The organism is Leptospira perdikensis, assembly GCF_004769575.1.
GTDB lineage: Bacteria > Spirochaetota > Leptospiria > Leptospirales > Leptospiraceae > Leptospira_A > Leptospira_A perdikensis.
Map to the genome: position 1 here is coordinate 216,043 of NZ_RQGA01000007.1, position 18,798 is coordinate 234,840.

The 18,798-nt window shown below is 40.4% G+C and carries 19 protein-coding genes; 12 read left to right on the forward strand and 7 right to left on the reverse strand.

From position 1 onward, the window contains the following. The first annotated feature begins 141 nt into the window (after positions 1-141). From gltB to EHQ49_RS08205, 12 genes are all read left to right on the forward strand, one after another. Positions 142-4,719 carry a glutamate synthase large subunit gene (gene gltB / locus EHQ49_RS08150; RefSeq protein WP_135578232.1) on the forward strand — a complete coding sequence of 1,526 codons (4,578 nt, stop codon included), beginning with the start codon at positions 142-144 and terminating at the stop codon, positions 4,717-4,719. After that, entirely contained in the window at positions 4,712-6,154 is a 1,443-nt protein-coding gene (locus tag EHQ49_RS08155; RefSeq protein ID WP_135578234.1) for a glutamate synthase subunit beta, read from the forward strand. The genes gltB and EHQ49_RS08155 overlap by 8 nt, the downstream gene beginning before the upstream one ends. Positions 6,155-6,361: 207 nt before the next feature. Continuing rightward, positions 6,362-7,333, forward strand: a complete 972-nt coding sequence (locus EHQ49_RS08160) for an LA_0442/LA_0875 N-terminal domain-containing protein (protein ID WP_135578236.1) — start codon at positions 6,362-6,364, stop codon at positions 7,331-7,333. A gap of 191 nt (positions 7,334-7,524) precedes the next feature. Continuing rightward, positions 7,525-8,955, forward strand: a complete 1,431-nt coding sequence (gene ccoN, locus EHQ49_RS08165; RefSeq protein ID WP_135578238.1) for a cytochrome-c oxidase, cbb3-type subunit I — start codon at positions 7,525-7,527, stop codon at positions 8,953-8,955. Further along, the gene (gene ccoO / locus EHQ49_RS08170; RefSeq protein WP_135578240.1) at positions 8,955-9,650 is read left to right on the forward strand and encodes a cytochrome-c oxidase, cbb3-type subunit II; all 696 of its coding nucleotides are present in this window, start codon (positions 8,955-8,957) and stop codon (positions 9,648-9,650) included. The genes ccoN and ccoO overlap by 1 nt, the downstream gene beginning before the upstream one ends. 4 nt (positions 9,651-9,654) lie before the next feature. After that, the gene (locus tag EHQ49_RS08175; protein WP_135578242.1) at positions 9,655-9,804 is read left to right on the forward strand and encodes a cbb3-type cytochrome c oxidase subunit 3; all 150 of its coding nucleotides are present in this window, start codon (positions 9,655-9,657) and stop codon (positions 9,802-9,804) included. A gap of 5 nt (positions 9,805-9,809) precedes the next feature. Next, positions 9,810-10,340 (forward strand): c-type cytochrome, encoded by a 531-nt coding sequence (locus EHQ49_RS08180; RefSeq protein ID WP_135578244.1) that lies wholly within the window; start codon positions 9,810-9,812, stop codon positions 10,338-10,340. 2 nt (positions 10,341-10,342) lie between these two features. Then, positions 10,343-11,662: a cytochrome c oxidase accessory protein CcoG gene (gene ccoG / locus EHQ49_RS08185; RefSeq protein WP_135578245.1), complete on the forward strand. Its 1,320-nt coding sequence runs from the start codon at positions 10,343-10,345 to the stop codon at positions 11,660-11,662. Continuing rightward, on the forward strand, positions 11,662-12,153 hold the full coding sequence (locus EHQ49_RS08190; protein WP_244241407.1) for a FixH family protein: 492 nt from the start codon (positions 11,662-11,664) through the stop codon (positions 12,151-12,153). The genes ccoG and EHQ49_RS08190 overlap by 1 nt, the downstream gene beginning before the upstream one ends. Continuing rightward, entirely contained in the window at positions 12,150-14,612 is a 2,463-nt protein-coding gene (locus EHQ49_RS08195) for a heavy metal translocating P-type ATPase (RefSeq protein WP_135578247.1), read from the forward strand. Before EHQ49_RS08190 ends, EHQ49_RS08195 begins: the two co-directional genes overlap by 4 nt. Further along, positions 14,594-14,794, forward strand: a complete 201-nt coding sequence (locus EHQ49_RS08200; RefSeq protein WP_135578249.1) for a cbb3-type cytochrome oxidase assembly protein — start codon at positions 14,594-14,596, stop codon at positions 14,792-14,794. The genes EHQ49_RS08195 and EHQ49_RS08200 overlap by 19 nt, the downstream gene beginning before the upstream one ends. After that, the gene (locus tag EHQ49_RS08205) at positions 14,772-15,458 is read left to right on the forward strand and encodes a sulfite exporter TauE/SafE family protein (protein WP_135578251.1); all 687 of its coding nucleotides are present in this window, start codon (positions 14,772-14,774) and stop codon (positions 15,456-15,458) included. Before EHQ49_RS08200 ends, EHQ49_RS08205 begins: the two co-directional genes overlap by 23 nt. A 45-nt stretch (positions 15,459-15,503) precedes the next feature. Here the strand turns inward: EHQ49_RS08205 and EHQ49_RS08210 are convergent, their stop codons facing one another. The 7 genes from EHQ49_RS08210 to EHQ49_RS08240 all read right to left on the reverse strand — a co-directional run bounded on the left by EHQ49_RS08210 (position 15,504) and on the right by EHQ49_RS08240 (position 18,789). Beyond that, positions 15,504-15,791, reverse strand: a complete 288-nt coding sequence (locus EHQ49_RS08210; RefSeq protein ID WP_135578253.1) for a hypothetical protein — start codon at positions 15,789-15,791, stop codon at positions 15,504-15,506. Positions 15,792-15,924: 133 nt separating this feature from the next. After that, a complete protein-coding gene (locus tag EHQ49_RS08215; RefSeq protein ID WP_135578256.1) occupies positions 15,925-16,188 on the reverse strand; it encodes a hypothetical protein in 264 nt (87 codons plus the stop codon). Further along, on the reverse strand, positions 16,169-16,693 hold the full coding sequence (locus EHQ49_RS08220; protein ID WP_135578258.1) for an RNA polymerase sigma factor: 525 nt from the start codon (positions 16,691-16,693) through the stop codon (positions 16,169-16,171). Before EHQ49_RS08220 ends, EHQ49_RS08215 begins: the two co-directional genes overlap by 20 nt. Positions 16,694-16,696: 3 nt before the next feature. After that, positions 16,697-17,149 (reverse strand): Spy/CpxP family protein refolding chaperone, encoded by a 453-nt coding sequence (locus tag EHQ49_RS08225; RefSeq protein WP_135578260.1) that lies wholly within the window; start codon positions 17,147-17,149, stop codon positions 16,697-16,699. A gap of 91 nt (positions 17,150-17,240) precedes the next feature. After that, the gene (locus EHQ49_RS08230) at positions 17,241-17,621 is read right to left on the reverse strand and encodes a TIGR04452 family lipoprotein (RefSeq protein ID WP_135578263.1); all 381 of its coding nucleotides are present in this window, start codon (positions 17,619-17,621) and stop codon (positions 17,241-17,243) included. Positions 17,622-17,714: 93 nt separating this feature from the next. Continuing rightward, positions 17,715-18,395 carry an SH3 domain-containing protein gene (locus EHQ49_RS08235; RefSeq protein ID WP_135578265.1) on the reverse strand — a complete coding sequence of 227 codons (681 nt, stop codon included), beginning with the start codon at positions 18,393-18,395 and terminating at the stop codon, positions 17,715-17,717. A gap of 37 nt (positions 18,396-18,432) precedes the next feature. Further along, positions 18,433-18,789 (reverse strand): hypothetical protein, encoded by a 357-nt coding sequence (locus EHQ49_RS08240; RefSeq protein WP_208732187.1) that lies wholly within the window; start codon positions 18,787-18,789, stop codon positions 18,433-18,435. Positions 18,790-18,798: the final 9 nt, after the last annotated feature.

Sequence of the window (18,798 nt, forward strand, 5' to 3'; positions counted from 1 at the left end):
TATGCCGAATGTACTCGTAACGAACATTTTCTTATGTTTGATTTTGCCTAAAAATAAATCATTTTGCTGAAAACAAAATAATTGGACAGTACACCCAAATTCAAAAACAAGGTACAGTAATTGCTTTAGTGTAGGGTACGTATGTCAAAATCTAACCAACCACCCATCCTTCCGCCACTCGGCCCACAGGCCCAAGGTATGTATGATCCTGCCATGGACAAAGATTCCTGTGGTGTTGGTTTTATCGCAAATTATAAAGGTAAACGGTCCCGCGACATCGTCGACAAGGGTATCCGCCTCATGTGCAATTTAGAACACAGGGGTGCCGAAGGGGCTGATCCAAAAACCGGGGACGGTGCAGGGATCATGATCAATATCCCTGATGCATTTTTTAGAAAGAACCTTCCCTTCACTTTACCAAAAGAAGGCGATTATGCCGTAGGATTTCTTTTCCTTCCACAAAACACAGAAGTTCGCACGGCTGTGGAAAACGTAATCGAAAAAATCATCGTCGATGAAGGGGAAGAGTTTCTCGGATTCCGCGATGTTCCGGTGAACAAAGAATATGCGGGCGTTGTTGCATCTAAAACGATTCCTGTTTTCAAACAAGTATTCATTGGTAAAAAATCCAAAAAATTAAAAACGTCTGATGACTTCGAAAGAAAACTATTCCTCATCCGTCGCCTCATCGATAGACGCATTCGTACAGAAATGAAACTGGATCGTTCCCAGTATTACGTACCTAGTTTTTCCTCACGAACAATTGTATACAAAGGGATGTTACTCGGTGATCAGGTTAAAAAATTCTACGAAGATTTAAAATCTCCAGATTTAACTTCTGCATTTTGTTTAACTCATACAAGATTTTCGACTAACACCTTTCCTACTTGGGATTTGGCTCACCCTTATCGCCAAATTGCTCACAACGGAGAGATCAACACACTTCGTGGGAACATGAACTGGATGGCTGCTCGCCAAATGGTAATGCAATCTCCACTTTATGGTGATGAACTTCGTCGTATGCTTCCCATTGTCATGGAAGGCCAGTCGGATACGGCAACCTTTGATACTGTACTCGAGTTACTTGTTATGGGAGGAAGATCTCTCCCTCATTCTGTGATGATGATGATTCCAGAAGCTTGGTCAAAAAACAAAGCTATGGATGCCGACAGACGCGCGTTCTACGAATACCATGCAACCTTTATGGAACCTTGGGATGGGCCGGCTGCCATTGCTTTTACTGATGGTAGAATCATTGGAGCCACTCTTGATCGTAACGGACTTCGTCCTGCTCGTTTTGTTGTTACAAAAGACGATGAAGTGATCATGTCTTCCGAAGCAGGGGTATTAAACCTTCCTCCAGAAGAAGTTTTAATCCAAGACCGCCTTCGCCCAGGCCGTATGCTTCTCATAGATATGGAGAAAGGCCAAATCCTAGACGATGAAGAAATTAAAAAACAAATCGCTACCCAAAAACCGTATCGCAAATGGGTAGAAGACAATATGATTCGTCTCGGTTCTTTACCAGACCCTGAGAACGTAAAACAACCACAACACGAAACCATTTTGGAACGCCAAAGGGCCTTCGGTTATACACATGAAGATGTGTTTACCATCATCAAACCAATGGGAGTTTCTGGCGAAGAACCGATTGGCTCTATGGGTGTGGATTCCTCTCTTGCTGTCCTCAGTGAAAAACCACAACCCCTATTCCGTTACTTCAAACAAAACTTTGCACAAGTAACCAATCCACCGATTGATCCTATCCGTGAAGAACTTGTGATGGAACTCACAACTTATATTGGACCGGAAGGGAACCTTCTTTCGGAAGAGCCGGAACATGCTCATCGTTTGGAGTTGGAACACCCGATTCTTACAAACGAAGATTTTGAAAAAATCAAACAAATCAGCGAAGGTCATTTCAAAGCCAAAACTTTTGAAATCCTTTTTGATCCATCTAAAAAACATGATATGAGAAACTCTCTTGATCGTGTTTGTGCCGATGCTGCAAAAGCCGTCAGAGAACAAGGAGTGACTCTCATCATCCTTACCGACCATGGTGTGGGTGAGAAAAAAGCTGCTATCCCATCACTACTTGCAGTAGCAGGACTTCACCACTATTTGATCCGTGAAGGTCTTCGTACTCGCGCAGGGATTGTATTAGAATCAGGAGAACCAAGAGAGGTAGCCCATTTTGCATTGTTATGCGGATATGGTGCCAACGCCATCAATCCATACCTTGCTTTTGAAACGATTGCCGATCTTTCACAACAAGGCCTACTTCCAGAAGTTCCTGAATACAAAGAAGCCAAAAAGAAATACATCAAATCCATTGGAAAAGGTTTGTTTAAAGTATTTTCAAAAATGGGGATCTCCACATTACAATCGTATTGTGGCGCTCAAATTTTTGAAGCCGTGGGACTTGATTCTGAGTTAGTGAATACTTATTTTGCGGGAACTCAGTCAAGAATCGAAGGACTTTCTCTTGAGATGTTAGAAGAAGAAACCGTTCGTCGCCACAAAGCAGCTTACGATTCGACCTTTTTCCCAAACAACTTGGAGCCGGGCGGAGTACACTACTATCGCAAAAATGGCGATAGCCATCTTTATACTCCAATTACAGTTCATAAACTTCAAAAAGCGACACAAGACAACGACTACAAAGTATTTAAAGAGTTCTCTAGTCTCATCGATAACCAAAACGAAAGGGCCATCACTCTAAGAAGTTTATTCCAACTCGATTATGAAGGATCTAAAGAGATCCCGATTGAAGAAGTTGAGTCTGTAAAATCAATTCTCAAACGTTTCCAAACAGGAGCCATGAGTCATGGGTCCATTTCTTGGGAAGCCCATACGACACTCGCTATTGCTATGAACCGAATTGGTGCTAAATCCAACACGGGAGAAGGTGGAGAAGATCCAGTAAGATTCAAAACTCTTCCGAATGGAGATAGTATGCGTTCGGCGATCAAACAGGTTGCCTCTGCGAGATTTGGTGTGACTATGGAATACCTCACCAATGCTGATGATATCCAAATCAAAATGGCACAGGGCGCAAAACCAGGAGAAGGTGGACAACTTCCAGGTCATAAAGTGGATAAATACATTGGGTGGCTTCGTTATTCCACACCAGGGGTGACATTGATTTCCCCTCCTCCACACCATGATATTTATTCCATCGAAGATTTAAAACAGCTGATCTTTGACCTAAAGAACTCCAACCCAAGAGCACGAGTTTCCGTAAAATTAGTTTCTGAATCTGGAGTAGGAACAGTGGCAGCTGGTGTGGCAAAAGCACATGCTGACCACATCCTCATTGCAGGACATGAAGGGGGAACGGGAGCTAGTCCTATCTCTTCGATTCACCATGCAGGAACACCTTGGGAACTCGGGCTTTCCGAAACCCACCAAACACTCGTTGCAAACGGACTTCGTGACCGTGTGTATCTGGCTGTGGATGGAAAACTCCTCACTGGAAAAGATGTGGTTGTAGGAGCCCTACTTGGTGCGGAAGAATTTGGATTCTCTACTTCTGCACTCGTATCAGTGGGTTGTATCATGATGCGTAAATGCCACTTGAATACTTGCCCTGTGGGTGTTGCGACTCAAGATGAATTCTTAAGAAGTAAATTTACCGGCAAACCAGAGTATGTTGTAAACTTCATGACCTTTGTTGCAGAAGAAGTTCGTGAAATCATGGCAAAACTTGGATTTAGAACTTTCGAAGAAATGATTGGCCAAGTGGAAAAAATCAAATTCAAACGACCTCACCACCATTGGAAAGCTCGTGGACTTGATTTTACAAAAGTTCTACACAGACCAACTCCTGTATTCCCTACAGGACTATTCCGTGCAAAAGAACAGAACCACCATTTGGATGAACAAATTGACAACGAACTGATTCGTAAGTCCCTCCCTGCGATTGACCACAAACAACCGGTGAAAATTCAAACCTCCATTGTGAACCTAAATCGTTCTGTGGGAACCATGCTCAGCCACGAAGTGACAAAAAAATATGGAGTGGATGGTCTTACCGAAGACACCATTGACATCGAATTTACCGGAACCGCAGGACAGTCGTTTGGTGCTTTTGTGACCAAAGGGATGACACTTCGCCTCATCGGGGAAGGAAATGACTACGTAGGGAAAGGATTATGTGGTGGAAAACTCATCTTCCAAACTCCTAAAAATGCTCCTTACAAAGCAGAAGAAAACATAGTCATCGGTAACACTTGTTTCATTGGTGCCACTAGTGGAAATGCTTATGTCAACGGGATTGCAGGAGAAAGATTCTGTGTTCGTAACTCAGGTGCTCATGTAATCGTAGAAGGAACAGGAGACCATGGTTGTGAATACATGACTGGTGGACGGGTCATCATCCTTGGAGACATTGGAAGAAACTTTGCCGCTGGTATGTCTGGTGGAATTGCATACCTTTGGGATCCAAAGAAAAACAAAGAATCACTCATCAACAAAGAGATGGTCGACTTAGATCCGTTAACTGATGCATCAGAAATTGCAGAAGTAAAAAAGATGGTAGAAGATCATAAAACTTATACTGGTTCCAAAAGAGCAGAAGAAGTTCTGAAAGATTGGGACGTTGTTGTAAAACAAATGATCAAAGTGATTCCGAGAGATTATAAAAAAGCTTTAGAAAAAATGGCCGAAGAAACTACATCGGCAAAACCAAACAAAGAGGGGGTAACAGCTCGTGGGTAAACCAACAGGATTTTTAGAATTTAAAAAAGAATACCTTCAGAAGATTGAACCAAAAGAAAGAGTTAAGAACTATAAAGAGTTCGAAAAACCTTTTTCTGAGACTGTTGCCAAAGACCAAGGTGCTCGTTGTATGGACTGTGGGATTCCTTTTTGCCACGGTGATACAGGTTGTCCTGTAGATAACCTCATACCAGAGTTTAATGACTTTGTATACCGAGGTCGTTGGAAAGAAGCTTGGGAAAATCTTTCCAAAACAAATAACTTTCCTGAATTTACAGGAAGGTTATGCCCTGCTCCTTGTGAGTCGGCTTGTACTTTAGGAATCATTGAACCACCGGTTTCGATCAAATCCATTGAAAGAACCATCATTGATCGTGCTTGGGAAGAAGGTTGGGTCATCCCACAACCTCCGACTTCCAAATCGGGGAAAAAAGTTGCCGTTGTTGGATCGGGACCGGCAGGTCTTGCCGCAGGACAACAGTTAGCTCGTGCTGGACATACTGTTACTATTTTCGAAAAAAATGATCGGATTGGTGGCCTACTTCGTTACGGAATTCCCGACTTCAAAATGGAAAAAAGACATATCGACCGCCGTATGAAACAAATGGAAGCGGAAGGTGTTACCTTTAAAACCAATGTCAACGTAGGTGTAGATATCACCGCTAAGCAACTATTAGCTGATTTTGATTCCGTTGTCCTTGCTTGTGGATCTGAAGTTCCAAGAGACTTACCCGTAGAAGGTAGAAAGAACAAAGGGGTTCACTTTGCTATGGACTTTTTGTCCAAAAACAACAAACATGTTGCTGGTGACGATATCGAAATCATAAACGCCAAAGACAAACATGTTATCGTAATTGGTGGTGGAGATACAGGTTCCGATTGTGTAGGAACTTCCAACCGCCAAGGTGCGAAGTCTGTGACTCAAATTGAACTTTTCCCAGAACCTCCGAAAGAAAGAGACTCCTCAACTCCTTGGCCACTCTACCCTAAGATGCTTCGCACGTCCACCTCACACGAGGAAGGTGTAAGTCGCAAATGGGCCGTCTCCACTATGGGTTTCAAATCCAATGATAAAGGGGAAGTCACCGCCATTTACGGATCGGAAGTGAAAGAAGAAAATGGAAAATTCAATCCAGTTCCTGGAACCGAATTTGAATGGCCGGCTGATTTAGTTTTTCTTGCGATGGGATTTGTAAACCCAATCAAAGAGGGACTCATCGCTGATTTGCAAAAAGAAGGATTGGAACTAGACGGTCGTGGAAACGTGAAGGCCGATTTCGGAACAAAACAAGGATCATTCGCAACTTCTGTACCGAAAGTGTACGCTTGTGGTGACGTGAGACGGGGGCAATCCCTCATCGTTTGGGCGATTTCTGAAGGAAGGAAGTGTGCCGACCAAGTCCACCACTTCCTCATGCAAGACGTAGAGGTCTAAACCCTCTACTCTACGAACCACATTTGGAACATACCTTGTCATAACAGGGATAATTTGTTTCCAAATGTGGATTTACTTTCAAACCTTCTTTGGCAAAAAAATTCTTGCCTAACTTCCAAATTGTCAAAATCATTGGTGAGATCAATTGAAACGTAGCTAGTAACACTATAGAAATTGTTATATAATATTCCAACACTTGAGATACCCTTGAAACTAACTATTACACAATATTTTAAAATCGCAACACTTTTGGTAGTGCTTACCACAAACCTAACTGCAGAAAACATCCTTCTTAAAAAAGGAGGAACTCTGCAAGGTAAGGTGGTGGAACAAGACCAATATAAGCTAAAAATTCGCAAAGAAGATGGAACCGTTGTAGTTCTAAATAAAACTGATATCCTCAAAGTGGTTTATAAAGACCACCTAACAGCTGCAGAAGAAGAGAAACTTCGGAAAGCAGAAGAAGAGAAAGAAAGAATCAAAAAAGATAAAGAAGAAGCTGCTAGACTGAAAAAAGAACAAGAAGAAGCAGCTAAATTAGAAAAAGAAATGGCTGCCAAGAATGCAACTGCTGATGCAGAGGCCAAACGCAAACAAGAAGAAGAGGCAAAACTTGCCGAAGCAGATCGCAAAAATCTCACTAGGGGCGGAGCTACTTGGAGATCGGCAGTCCTTCCTGGTTGGGGTCAGTGGAAACAAGGCAGAAAGGTTCAAGCAATTGTTTATCCATCCATCGTTGCCATTGGACTCTTTTTCACATACGATAAACATCGTATGTATTTAAACGCCAAACGTGATTATAATAATTTAGAAAATCCTTATACAACTAACGGTTATATCAGAGCAGCATTTTCCCCTCAAAGTTCAGCAACCGTATCACCGGCAGAAGCGGTCGTGGCAAGCCAACTCGGTCCCTTCAAAGGTCAAAGAGAGTCAGTGGAAAAACATTACCAAGATATGCAATACATTGGTGCAGCAACCATTCTTGTTTATTTATGGAATGTGTTTGATGCCTACTACTTCCATCCTACTGGCTCAGGAGTTAGTATGGAAGACACTCGCAAAGAAAAATTCTTTATGCATTCTTCCGTAGATCGTGTTGGATACCATCCGACGGCGATTGCTGGGGATCGCGGTATCGAACACCGCACACAATTAGGATACGAGTTTACCTTCTAACAATCATTAGGAAATATCTCCGTCCCCACCATTTTTTAGATTAATTCTAAGTCTCAAGGAACCCCTTGACAAATATCAAGGGGTCATAATAAGAACCCTATTCTGTTTTTCTTTCTTTTCTTCGTCCTTTTTTATACAAAGGAATTAGTTCTCTATACATACGGAACTGATAAAGATTAAGGAGAGAAACATTGGCTACGGAAAAAACTCAATATGATGATTTTATCGTAAAGGGGTTTATCATTTCAGCGTTAGTCTGGGGCGTCGCATCAATGACATTTGGTGTCATTATTGCCTTCCAGCTTGTATATCCACAGCTGAATTTGGAATTACCCTGGACGAGCTTCGGAAGGTTACGACCTCTACATACCAATGCTGCCATTTTTGGATTTGCATTGAGTGTTATCTTCGCCACAGCCTACCACACAGTACAAAGATTGTGTCGAACTAGAATGTGGAACGACACTCTTTCCAAAATACATTTGGCATTGTATAACCTATCAATTGTCCTTGCAGCAATTACTTTACCACTTGGTTTCAGCCAATCAAAAGAATATGCCGAATTAGAATGGCCTATCGACTTATTGATAGTTGTATGGTATGTAATTTTCTTTGCAAACTACTTGATGACGGTACTTAAAAGAAAAGAAGAACAAATGTATGTGGCCATTTGGTTTTACATTGCTTCTTTTGTTACAGTTCCACTTCTTTTTATCGTAAACAACATTGTTATTCCTGCAGGATTCTTAAAATCTTACTCAGTATACGCAGGAGTGTTTGATGCCAACATTCAATGGTGGTATGGACACAACGCAGTAGCCTTTGTTCTTACGACTCCATTTTTGGGACTAATGTATTACTACCTCCCAAAACATATCAAACAACCCATTTACTCACATAGACTTTCGATCATTCATTTCTGGTCGTTAATCTTTATCTATATTTGGGCTGGACCTCACCATTTACTATACTCTCCAATTCCGGAATGGTTACAAACAACTGGTATGGTATTCTCCATTATGTTGTGGATGCCTTCTTGGGGAGGTATGTTAAACGGATTCTTAACACTTACCCAAGCTAAAGATAAAATTAAAGTGGATGCTACCCTCAAAATGATGTTAGCTGCAGTTACTTTTTACGGTATGTCTACGTTTGAAGGTCCACTTCTTTCCATTCGTGCTGTATCTGCTCTTGGACACAACACTGACTGGATCATTGGTCACGTTCACTCGGGAACACTCGGTTGGGTTGGATTTATGTCTGCCGCAGCTTTATACTACCTAGTGCCAAGACTTTGGAATTCCAATCTCTATAGCGAAAAACTTGCCAATGCACACTTCTGGCTCGGAACTCTCGGTATCCTACTCTACATCATCTCCATGTGGGTCTCTGGAATTACTGAAGGATCTATGTGGCGAGCAGTTGGCGAAAACGGTGAACTTGTTTATAAAGACTGGGTAGAAATTGTAGAGTTCTTAAAACCATTTAGACTTTTCCGTGCGATCGGGGGAACACTCTATCTAACAGGAATTATACTAATGGTATATAACTTTATCAAAACCATTCAAAATAAAGATAGCGGGTTTGTAGAACAAGACTTACGTATAGGAGTGAAATCATAATGTTAGGATTTAACAAATTCTTAGATTGGTTTTCTGAAATTGCAGACCGTTGGGACACAAAGGGTGTTAAGTTTACACTATATACAACGATAGCAGTTGTCATTGGTGGACTTTTTGAACTGGTTCCTCCGTTTTTTCTAACAAAAACGGTAACACCAATTTCCACTGTGAAACCATATTCAGCTTTAGAACTAGCAGGTCGTGATACTTACCAAAAAGAAGGATGTATCGGATGCCACACTCAAATGGTTCGACCTTTCAAATGGGAAGTGGATCGTTTTGACCCAACTAAGGCGTATGGCAGAACTGGGTATTCTAAAGGTGGAGAGTATGTTTATGACCATCCATTCCTTTGGGGATCAAAACGTACGGGTCCAGACTTAGCTCATGAGTCCCAAATGTTACGATCTGACGAATGGCATAAAAACCATTTAATCAACCCAAGAACTGTCGGTGGTGTACCTAACTCGATTATGCCAGCCTATCCATGGTTATTCGAGACATCACATAAAGTCGATGTAGATCAAGTACTTGCAAACATGAAAGCTCTCAAATCTATCGGAGTCCCTTATACTGAAGAAGACTTTGCCAATGCACCTTCTCTTCTAAAGGACAAAACCGAGGGAGAGGCTCTGGTTGCATATTTGCAAAAACTGGGAAAGGATTCCGCAGAATTGCAGAAAGGTATGAAGTAAAATTATGAACGAAGCAGATATTCTACTCGTTTACAAAAGTTTGAGATTGCCGATCCTCGTGATCGCAATCTCTTACATCACCTACTACGTTTATAAAAAACGTACGAAAGACGAAATGGAGAAACCCAAGTATAGAATGCTTGAGGAGGATTAATACGAATGAAAGAACCAAAAGAAGTAGACGGAATCTTCCAAGCCGACAACCCCATGCCCACTTGGTGGAAATTAGTGTGGTTTATCAGTATCATCGTTTCCATAGGTTATGTTGTATACTTTCACTGGTATTCTGAATGGCCACAAGATGTTGCGTTTGAGAAAGAAGTAGCAGAACACGAAGCACAATTTCCAGTCAAACAAGCAGTGGTAGTGAATGCAGAAGACGGATCCAACCCTTACCGAGATGATGCAGTTGCTATCAAAGAAGGTGAAGGAACATACAAACAAATTTGTTCTGCTTGCCACGGTCCGACTGCAGAAGGTGCTGTAGGTCCAAGTCTTGTGGACAAAGACTGGCTTCACGGAAATACCGATAAAGAAGTTTTCAACAACATCATGAAAGGGGTAGGACCTGAAAGACAAAAACTCAATCGGGGAGGAATGCCCGCTTGGGAAGGATTAGGAGCGGAAAAAGTGTATGCCGTGATGGCATGGCTTGCGACTAAAAATAGTAGTTTGGTAAAGGCTAAATAAAGATGATCATTTCAAGACCTCAATCAGGGAAAGTAAGGACACGGAGAAACTTCGTAATGAGTTTCCTCGTGGGTTTATTTTTAGCAGCTCCATGGGTGATGTTACCAGATGGTAGCCCTCTCATTCGGCTGGACATCCCACGTAGGATGTTTCACTTGTTTGGTGGTCTTTTTATCCCGCAAGAGGGACTCATCTTATGGTTTTTTCTTCTGACAATGGGTCTCTCTCTTTTCTTTTTCACCTCCGTCATTGGCCGAGTCTGGTGCGGATGGGGATGCCCCCAAACAATCTATACCGACCTTTTCGATAGAATTGGTCGGTTTGTTTTAAATTCAAAGTATGGAAAAAAGGACGCCTCGCTGCATGGTAAACTTACCGTTTATTTTCTGTGGATCGTTGTGTCCTTTATCGCTTCTTTCCATTGGATTGGGTACTTTGTTAGCCCCTATGAAATGTTAGCTGACTACCTAAATTTATCCGCTTTTTCACAAACGCATTTTTATTTTACCGCATTTTTCACCGCATCGATGTTTATCGACATCGGATTTGTGCGTGAACAATTTTGCCGTTATGCCTGTCCTTATGCAAGGTTCCAAACTCTTCTTATGGATGAACATTCCTGGAATGTGACTTATGATTTCAAACGAGGTGAACCTCGTCGGGACGGAAAAACCAAAATTGGTGATTGTATCGCTTGTAATATGTGTGTGGTTGTTTGTCCTACAGGAATTGACATTCGTGACGGTCTTCAGGTAGGTTGTGTAGCCTGCGGAAAATGTGTAGATGCTTGTACATCTATCATGGCAAAAGAAAACAAAAAAACATTAATCGGCTATTTTTCTCTCAAACAAATTGAAACCGGCGCAAAAATTAAATGGATTCGACCAAGAACGGTTATCTATGCAATTCTATTAACCATTGTCATCGTCGGCGCAAGTATTCAGCTCATCACAAGAAGCCCTATGTCAATGATTGCTGCGTCCAATAAATCAATGCCACCCATTCTAATTCCTGATAATAAAATTAGAGCTTTTGTGGCTCTCCGTATTCAAAATATTGCTCCAGTTGAAAAAGAATTCCAACTCTCTGCCTTTGACACAAGGCATGGGAAAAAAATTCTAGTTCGTTCTGGTGAAGAAAACAACCAATTTAAATTAGGATCAGGCGAAATCAAAAGTATTTCTGTGGTTTTAGAAACAGAATCTCTCACAGAACAAGAATTAAATGAAGGTTACTTACCAGGTTCCATTGTGTTAAACAATGCAAAAGATACAGACGAACGATTGGAGAAAAAACTCTCCTTAACATTACCAAGGAGGTAATGATGTTTAAAGAATTACACCCAAGTCTACGAAGTGCCATGTATGTGGTTCTCTTTAGCTTTACAGCCCTAGTGGCGGCTACTTTTTACACCATCCGTCTCACTTACAAAAACTTCGAACCAGTAATGGATAAAAACTATTACGAAATTGGTCTGAACTACGAAAAGGCTATTGAAACCCAAAAAGGATTTTTGAAACAAGGTTATCTCATTAAAACCAGTTGGGACAATCAAACCATCCTTCCTTTAGGAGAATCTGAAATCACAGCGCAGTTAGAAAAATCAGGAGTCCTCGCCCAAGCAAGTTCTATGACTGTGTTTTTAGAACGAAACGCCACAACAAAGAACACAGCTCATTATGATTTAAAATCAAACGGCAACGGGTTTAGTGGGAAAATCTCCCTTCTGGAAAAGGGTACCTGGAATTTGCGACTTGTTGCGAATATCGATGGAAAAACCTTTGAAAGGGAAGGAAAGATCTCGGTTCGATGAACGACAGCCTTGCTAACGTAACAAAAACTGAATGCGACCATTGCGGTAATCCGATCCGATTGGTACGGATTGAAGCAAAGGTCGACAATGATATTAAAGTATTTTGTTGCGAGGGTTGTGAAACTGTTTTTTCCATCATTAATTCGTTAGGTGGAAGTTATTATTACAACCTAAAAGGTAATACAAAACTCGATCCAGTTCGAATGGAAAATTCAGATACTGAGATTGAAAACGAACTGGTCTACGAAAAGTTTGTACGTACTTCGGCAGAATATTCCGAAGTTTCTATACAAATCACAAATATTCATTGTTCAGCCTGCGTTTGGATCAATGAAAAAGTACTAAATGAAGAGGATGGAATCCTTTCTGCTCAGATTAATTTTGCTTCTGGTAGAGCCCGAGTTCGATTTGATCGTTCTAAAATTAAGATTTCCCGCATCTTAGCACTCATACGTGCTATTGGTTATAAACCAGTCCTCTTCTCTCCAACCGAAGGCACTCTAGAAAAATCAAAACAATTAAAATCCCTTCTCCTTCGTATCGGAGTCGCTGGATTCTGTTTTGGGAATATCATGATTTTAAGTGTGGCCCTATATTCTGGATACTTTTCTGGAATTGATTTGGATATCAAACGTCTCTTCCACTATGCTTCCTGGGTCTTTGCTACTCCTGCCTATTTGTATTCAGGATATCCGTTTATGGCCGGTTTTCTCACTAGCATCAAACGGAGAACCTTATCCATGGACTTCCTTTTATTTTTGGGAATTTCTATGGCCTATTTTTATTCGGTTTATGTAACACTCACGGACATTGGAGAAGTTTATTTTGACTCGGTGGCTATGATTTACTTTTTTATATTGATTGGAAAGTACTTCGAAGAAAAAGCAAGAGTCTTTGCTTCTGATAAATTGGAATCTATTCTTTGTAAACTTCCCGAAACCTCCATCCGTGTGACAGAATCGGGAGAAAATTTGGTCCCAAGTACAGAGATCAAAATTGGGGATACCATTCGAGTGGCACCGGGAAAACGAATTCCTGTGGATGCAGTTTTAATTTCTGAACAAACCTATCTAGATGAATCCTTTCTAACAGGTGAATCCTTACCTATTCGAAAAAAAAAGGGAGACCCAATACTTGCTGGCTCCCTTACAATGGATAACCCAGCAATCATTCTTGCTAGCTCCGACTACCATGCCTCTACTCTCTCTTCCCTCAAACTAAGATTAGAAGAAGCTTTACATCTGAAACCAAAATTACAAATCCTTACAGAGAGAATCGCATCTTATTTTATTTCTGTTGTGTTTGCCTTGGCCTTTCTTTGTTTTTTTGTATGGTATTTTGTATCAGGAGGAAACCTAGAACAAAGTCTTGTGACAACCATTTCTGTTCTCATCGTAGCCTGTCCTTGCGCTTTGGGAATTTCAGTACCGACTGCCCTTGTTACCAACCATATTCTTAATGCGGATAAAGGTGTTTTGTTAAAAAATCCATCTGTTGTAGAAGCTTTAGCAAAAGCCAATACTATCTTTTTAGATAAAACAGGAACACTCACAGAGGGAAAATTTTTAGTCAGACAAGTTTCGGTAAAAGATGACCACCTACCACTTGTTTATCGAATTGAAAAAGAAATAAATCATCCTTTAGCAAAATCTCTTGTAAAGCATTTACAACCATTTAGTACAGTTACAAAACGAGCAGAATCCATCCAATTATTAAATCTAGAGAACCTCCCAGGAAGAGGAGTTAAAGCTGAGTTAGAAGTTGATTCTGAAAAACTTTCTGTGCTGATCGGAAATAAAAGTTTGTTGGAATCCGAAAACGTTCCTATGGAAAATTTACCGGAAGGAGAAGGTTCCTTAATTCTGCTAGCAGTCAACGGAACCTATTTAGGAAATTTTTTATTAGCCGATGAAATACGCCCTGGTGCTAGAGCTTTTGTATCCCTACTCAAACACTTTGTTCCTAATATTTCGATCCTTTCCGGCGATCGTTATCCAGCAGTAAAGTTTATTGCCGATTCACTTGGCATTGAAAAATTTTCTTCTGACCTTTCTCCAGAAGAAAAAGCAAATACCATCAGCTCCTCACAAAACAAAGGGAACATTGTTATCATGGTAGGGGATGGAATCAATGATAGTTTGTCTTTAGCACAGGCCAATGTTTCCATTTCTCATACTGAAGCAGAAGATCTATCGCTTGAAAAATCTGACGTAGTTTTGACTTCAGGAAATTTGAATGGGCTTGTACATTCCCTACTTTCTGCTAAAAAAACAAGAGAGGTAATATTACAAAACATCATTATCTCTTTCTGTTACAACTCAATCATGTTACCACTTGCCATGTTTGGTTTGATGTTACCTGTGATCTGTGCCGTGTTTATGGCATGTTCTAGCTTGACAGTCCTTCTCAATTCTCTATCCATTAGAATTAGGATCCCCCAATGGAAGCCCTCTACTTAACCATCCCTATGGCAATGTGTATTGCCGCCTTCTTTCTTTATGTCTTTATTACGGCCTTTCGCAAAGGACAGTTCGAAGACATCGAGTCCCCAAAGTATAGAATGTTCTTCGAAGAAGAATACCCACAAAACAACAGTCAAACTAAACCAAATTCACCAGATGGACCAACTAGCAAATCTTAGCTTTTTTGGATCCATCCTTTTGTATGGATTTGTCAGCAGTTTTCATTGTCTAGTAATGTGTGGTCCCTTCGTCTCCCTCTTACAAACCGACAAAGGAAAACATACTGCCATCTATCTCTATCACTTAGGAAGGATGATTTCATATACCTTCCTTGGTATCATCCTTGGATTTCTTGGTAAAGGTGCCAATGCCTTAGGGGATCTAACTGCAGTCAAAGGTGTCGCAGGAGTATTTACATTTTTATTTCTGATCTTATTTGCCATCCGAACGTATACAGGTGGCCAAACTTCTTCCTTTGGATCATTACCAATAGGAATTCGCAAGTTTTTAGAACAAGTGCGTTCTAAATTTAGCAAAAATGGACTTGGGTTTGGAATCGGAATGGTGAGTGCCCTACTCCCTTGTGGGGTATTGTATCCAGCCTATGCCGCGTCCTTTGCGACAGGAAACCTTTTCACTGGAGGTCTTGTGATGATTTTCTTTTATTTGGGAACGGTTCCCGCACTCACTGGTTTTGGTTTTTTTGTTTCGAAATGGAGACACCTGATTCCAACAAAATGGATTCCTGCATTTGGAACAATGGTGATTCTAGCTTCTCTTAGTTTTCTACTCTATCGTTTGTTCTTTCATGCTCACGGAGAGTCTTGCGATCATCTACTATAACGATTGATCTACTTTTGTTTTCTTTAATATCAATACAATCTATCTTTAGAATCCTCTTCCACGAAAGTATTTTTCTTTGAAGTGACTGACTAGGTCTTGATTGATTCTAGTTTCGTTATTATTTCCAATCACTGCGATTAGTTTTTTTGCTAAGTTCCTGTCATGATTAACTAACCATCGTTTGTATTGTGTATTAAGTTCCGATTCTCCAACAAGAATGACTTCGTTTGGTGATTGTAGAGTTTTTGTGATGTCCTCAAAGTCCCAGACATCCGCTTCTGTTGGTTTCTCCCAAGTTTTAGATCGCATTTGGTCTGATTCAAACTTGATCATTTCAATTCTCTTTTTATTGAGGTAGAGGATGCAGGCGTTCATACTTTCACTTCCCTGGTTTGATTATGACAGGAAAGAAAATTAAAATCATTCCCTTTTTACAAAAGCCCCCTCAGATGATCTATGATATTTATCAATCCATACTCAAACTGACAATTGATTCTGAACTCAGTTCATTAACAAGATAATTCATGTTAGTTGATAGTTCGTTAGGTTCAATCACAAACTCATTCACAAAAAGTAGGGAAAAGACTAAAGTGGATGCTGCCAAACTAACATAAACTTTTCGTTTTGTCTTTTCAGTCCGAATTCGTGCTTTGGTAGAACGTACCAACCGCAATTCGAAATCAGAATCATTCAAAAGTTGTTCCCATTTTTTAGGATTCTTGGAATTCATTTCTTCCTCCTGGTATATTTTTGCGGATCCATTCTTTAGTTCGAAACAAACGTGACTTCACCGTTCCCTGCCTAACCTCTAATTCTTTTGCAATTTCTTCCATCGTACTCCCAGCTAAATACAGACGAAGCGTTTGGCGATAGACTTCAGGGATTTGTCCAAGCATAGATTCAATCCATTCTTCCTTTTCCCAAGGAACTTCGTCTCGCACACCCGAAAGTTGGACTTTGTTTTTTATTAAATACCTTTTTGCCTTTTCTTCTTCCTTCAATCGTTTTTCATTCATCCGAAGGGATTCGTTACGAGCAATCGTGTAGATCCACGTAGAAATTTTAGATCTTCCATCAAACCCACCCTTCTCCAAAGATTTGAAAGCCCGGAAGTAAACTTCCTGAACTACATCTTCGGTGGCATCGTCAAAACGGTCGATGAGGGTATCACCGACCGTTTTTAAAACCAAGTATTTGGTTTCTTTGACTACTGATTCGAAGTCAAACTCGGGCATTGTTTACTCTTCCGGTGGTTGGTGGCGGCTTGCGAAACGTTCCACTAAATCAGCAAATTTTTCCCTTTGTTCTGGTTTTAAAACAGCATGGAATTCTACGAGTTTGGTTTGGAAAAACTTACGCATCTCTTGGTGGCGAGTTTCTCTTTCAATACTCATTTTATCCAATAACTTCGTATCGATTTTTTCCGCACGAATTTGTGTTGCCATCTCTTTGGCCCAAGATTCATGTTTTGGTTTCATTTCCTTGTGTTTGGCGATGAGTTCGGCTTTGATGGTTTCCAATTTTGCTTTTTGAGCATCATCTAAATCGAGTTTGGATGTCAGCTTAGAAGCCACCCATTCAATGCGTTTTTCGAAATCTTTATGCCCACGGCAATTTCCAAAAGCAAATGCCATCACCGATACAAGACCGACTGTTGTAGTGATTTTTAAAACTTGTTTGAGAGAGATCATAAAACCTTCCTTGTTTGTTTGGTGAATATGACCCGGAAGATGAAGGGAGAGTTCCCTACCTCCAAAAAAAGAGGCAGGGAATCTAAAAAAATTAGAAACTTGGGAACGGATCTCCCGTGATGAAACCATCTGTTTTCAAATCTTGGCAAGAAATGATATTGGTGATTGTGGAACCAAGCACAAAACCCTTAAAGCCTTGGATTTCAGAAACACACTGATCCACATCAGCTTTAACATAGTATTTTGCCGAATCAATACTTGCGATATCGGCCGCAAGTAAACTAAGAATAGAAACGCTAGGTCTTCCTACTAAAACAGTAGAATTGATAAGGTCCGTTTGAATAGCTGCATCCGTAATTCTTGAAGCCACAACAGAACCTTTTTCACGATCAATCGTTGCCCCTGCTGGATTTAAGATCAGACAGTTCGTTAGCGAAAACGCTAAAGCAACAAAAAGTAATTTTTTTAACATAAATGTTTCCTTGGATAATGGTTTCACCAAATCTAGATTATCCTTATTTCTGTTTCAAGAAAAAACCAACAGAGAATCTCAATTTAACAACGGTCAATCGCCAACAATAAAGATTGTGAGAAACCAATTGTTTTTCTTTTTTTCAAAGAAAGCTCTGTAGTCAAGAGGACTACGTAAAAACCGATCACATACATAACCGGCTTTCCCTTGGGGTGTACAAATCTTTTTCCAATTACAATTACTTTCTTTTTCAAGTCGCCTTCCATCTAAATCATCTGCTTCTGATCTGACAATCTGGTAACTGAGCTGTGTGATGGCTTTGGATTCTTTAGAGGCATCTTCTCTTACGTTTACATTTTTCCCAATGACTAAATAATAAGTGAAAGGATCATAATCACCCGGAAAAGTTTCAAAAAAATAGGGAGCGACCATTTGGCCTTCTTTATTCTGACGAAACCCTAATTTGACAACTTCCTCCATCAATTCCCAGAAATTGGAAGTAGATGGTTTTTCTGTTAGTTGGAATGATTTTAAAAAATCTTTTTTCCCCGCTTCTGCACCAAAGGAAAAGTGAATTTCGTTATCGATCACTTCTTCCAAAGCCTTTCTGTCTTTGGTTTTCAAAATTTTTAGGAACTTGGTTTTGAATTCGTTGAAACTTTTGTCCTTCGCCGAATGGTCGATAGGTGTTAAAGTCTTAGCGGGGAAAGGGTCACAGGGTAAAAGAACCGTTGGGAGAAAAAAAGCAAAAAGAACAATCTTGTATTTTAGCATAAAACTTGCAAAAAAGATACTCCGAACCCTCAAAGAATCAATTCTTTTTCGATACATTCACCGCCAGGGAACATTGTTTTGCGATCCCTAAATTTTCACGGATTTCTTCCAAGGAAAGTTTTTTCCGTTTGAGTTCACAAACTTTCAAAAAAAGTTCTGAATACTCTTTGTCCAATTTTTCGCCTTCTTCGTCTTCTTCAGTCAATACAAGTTTAGCAATATCGACACAAGACCTTTCTGATTCTGGCAATAATTGAAATATCGTTTTTATGGTTTCTTCCTTTTGTTTACAAGAAGCACCTGTCGGTTGTTTTTCCTTTCCAAGAAGGGGGGAAAAGAAAAGGAATGCAATAGAGATGAGGAGGAAGGATCGGATTTTGAACATCGGCAACATAAATCTTCT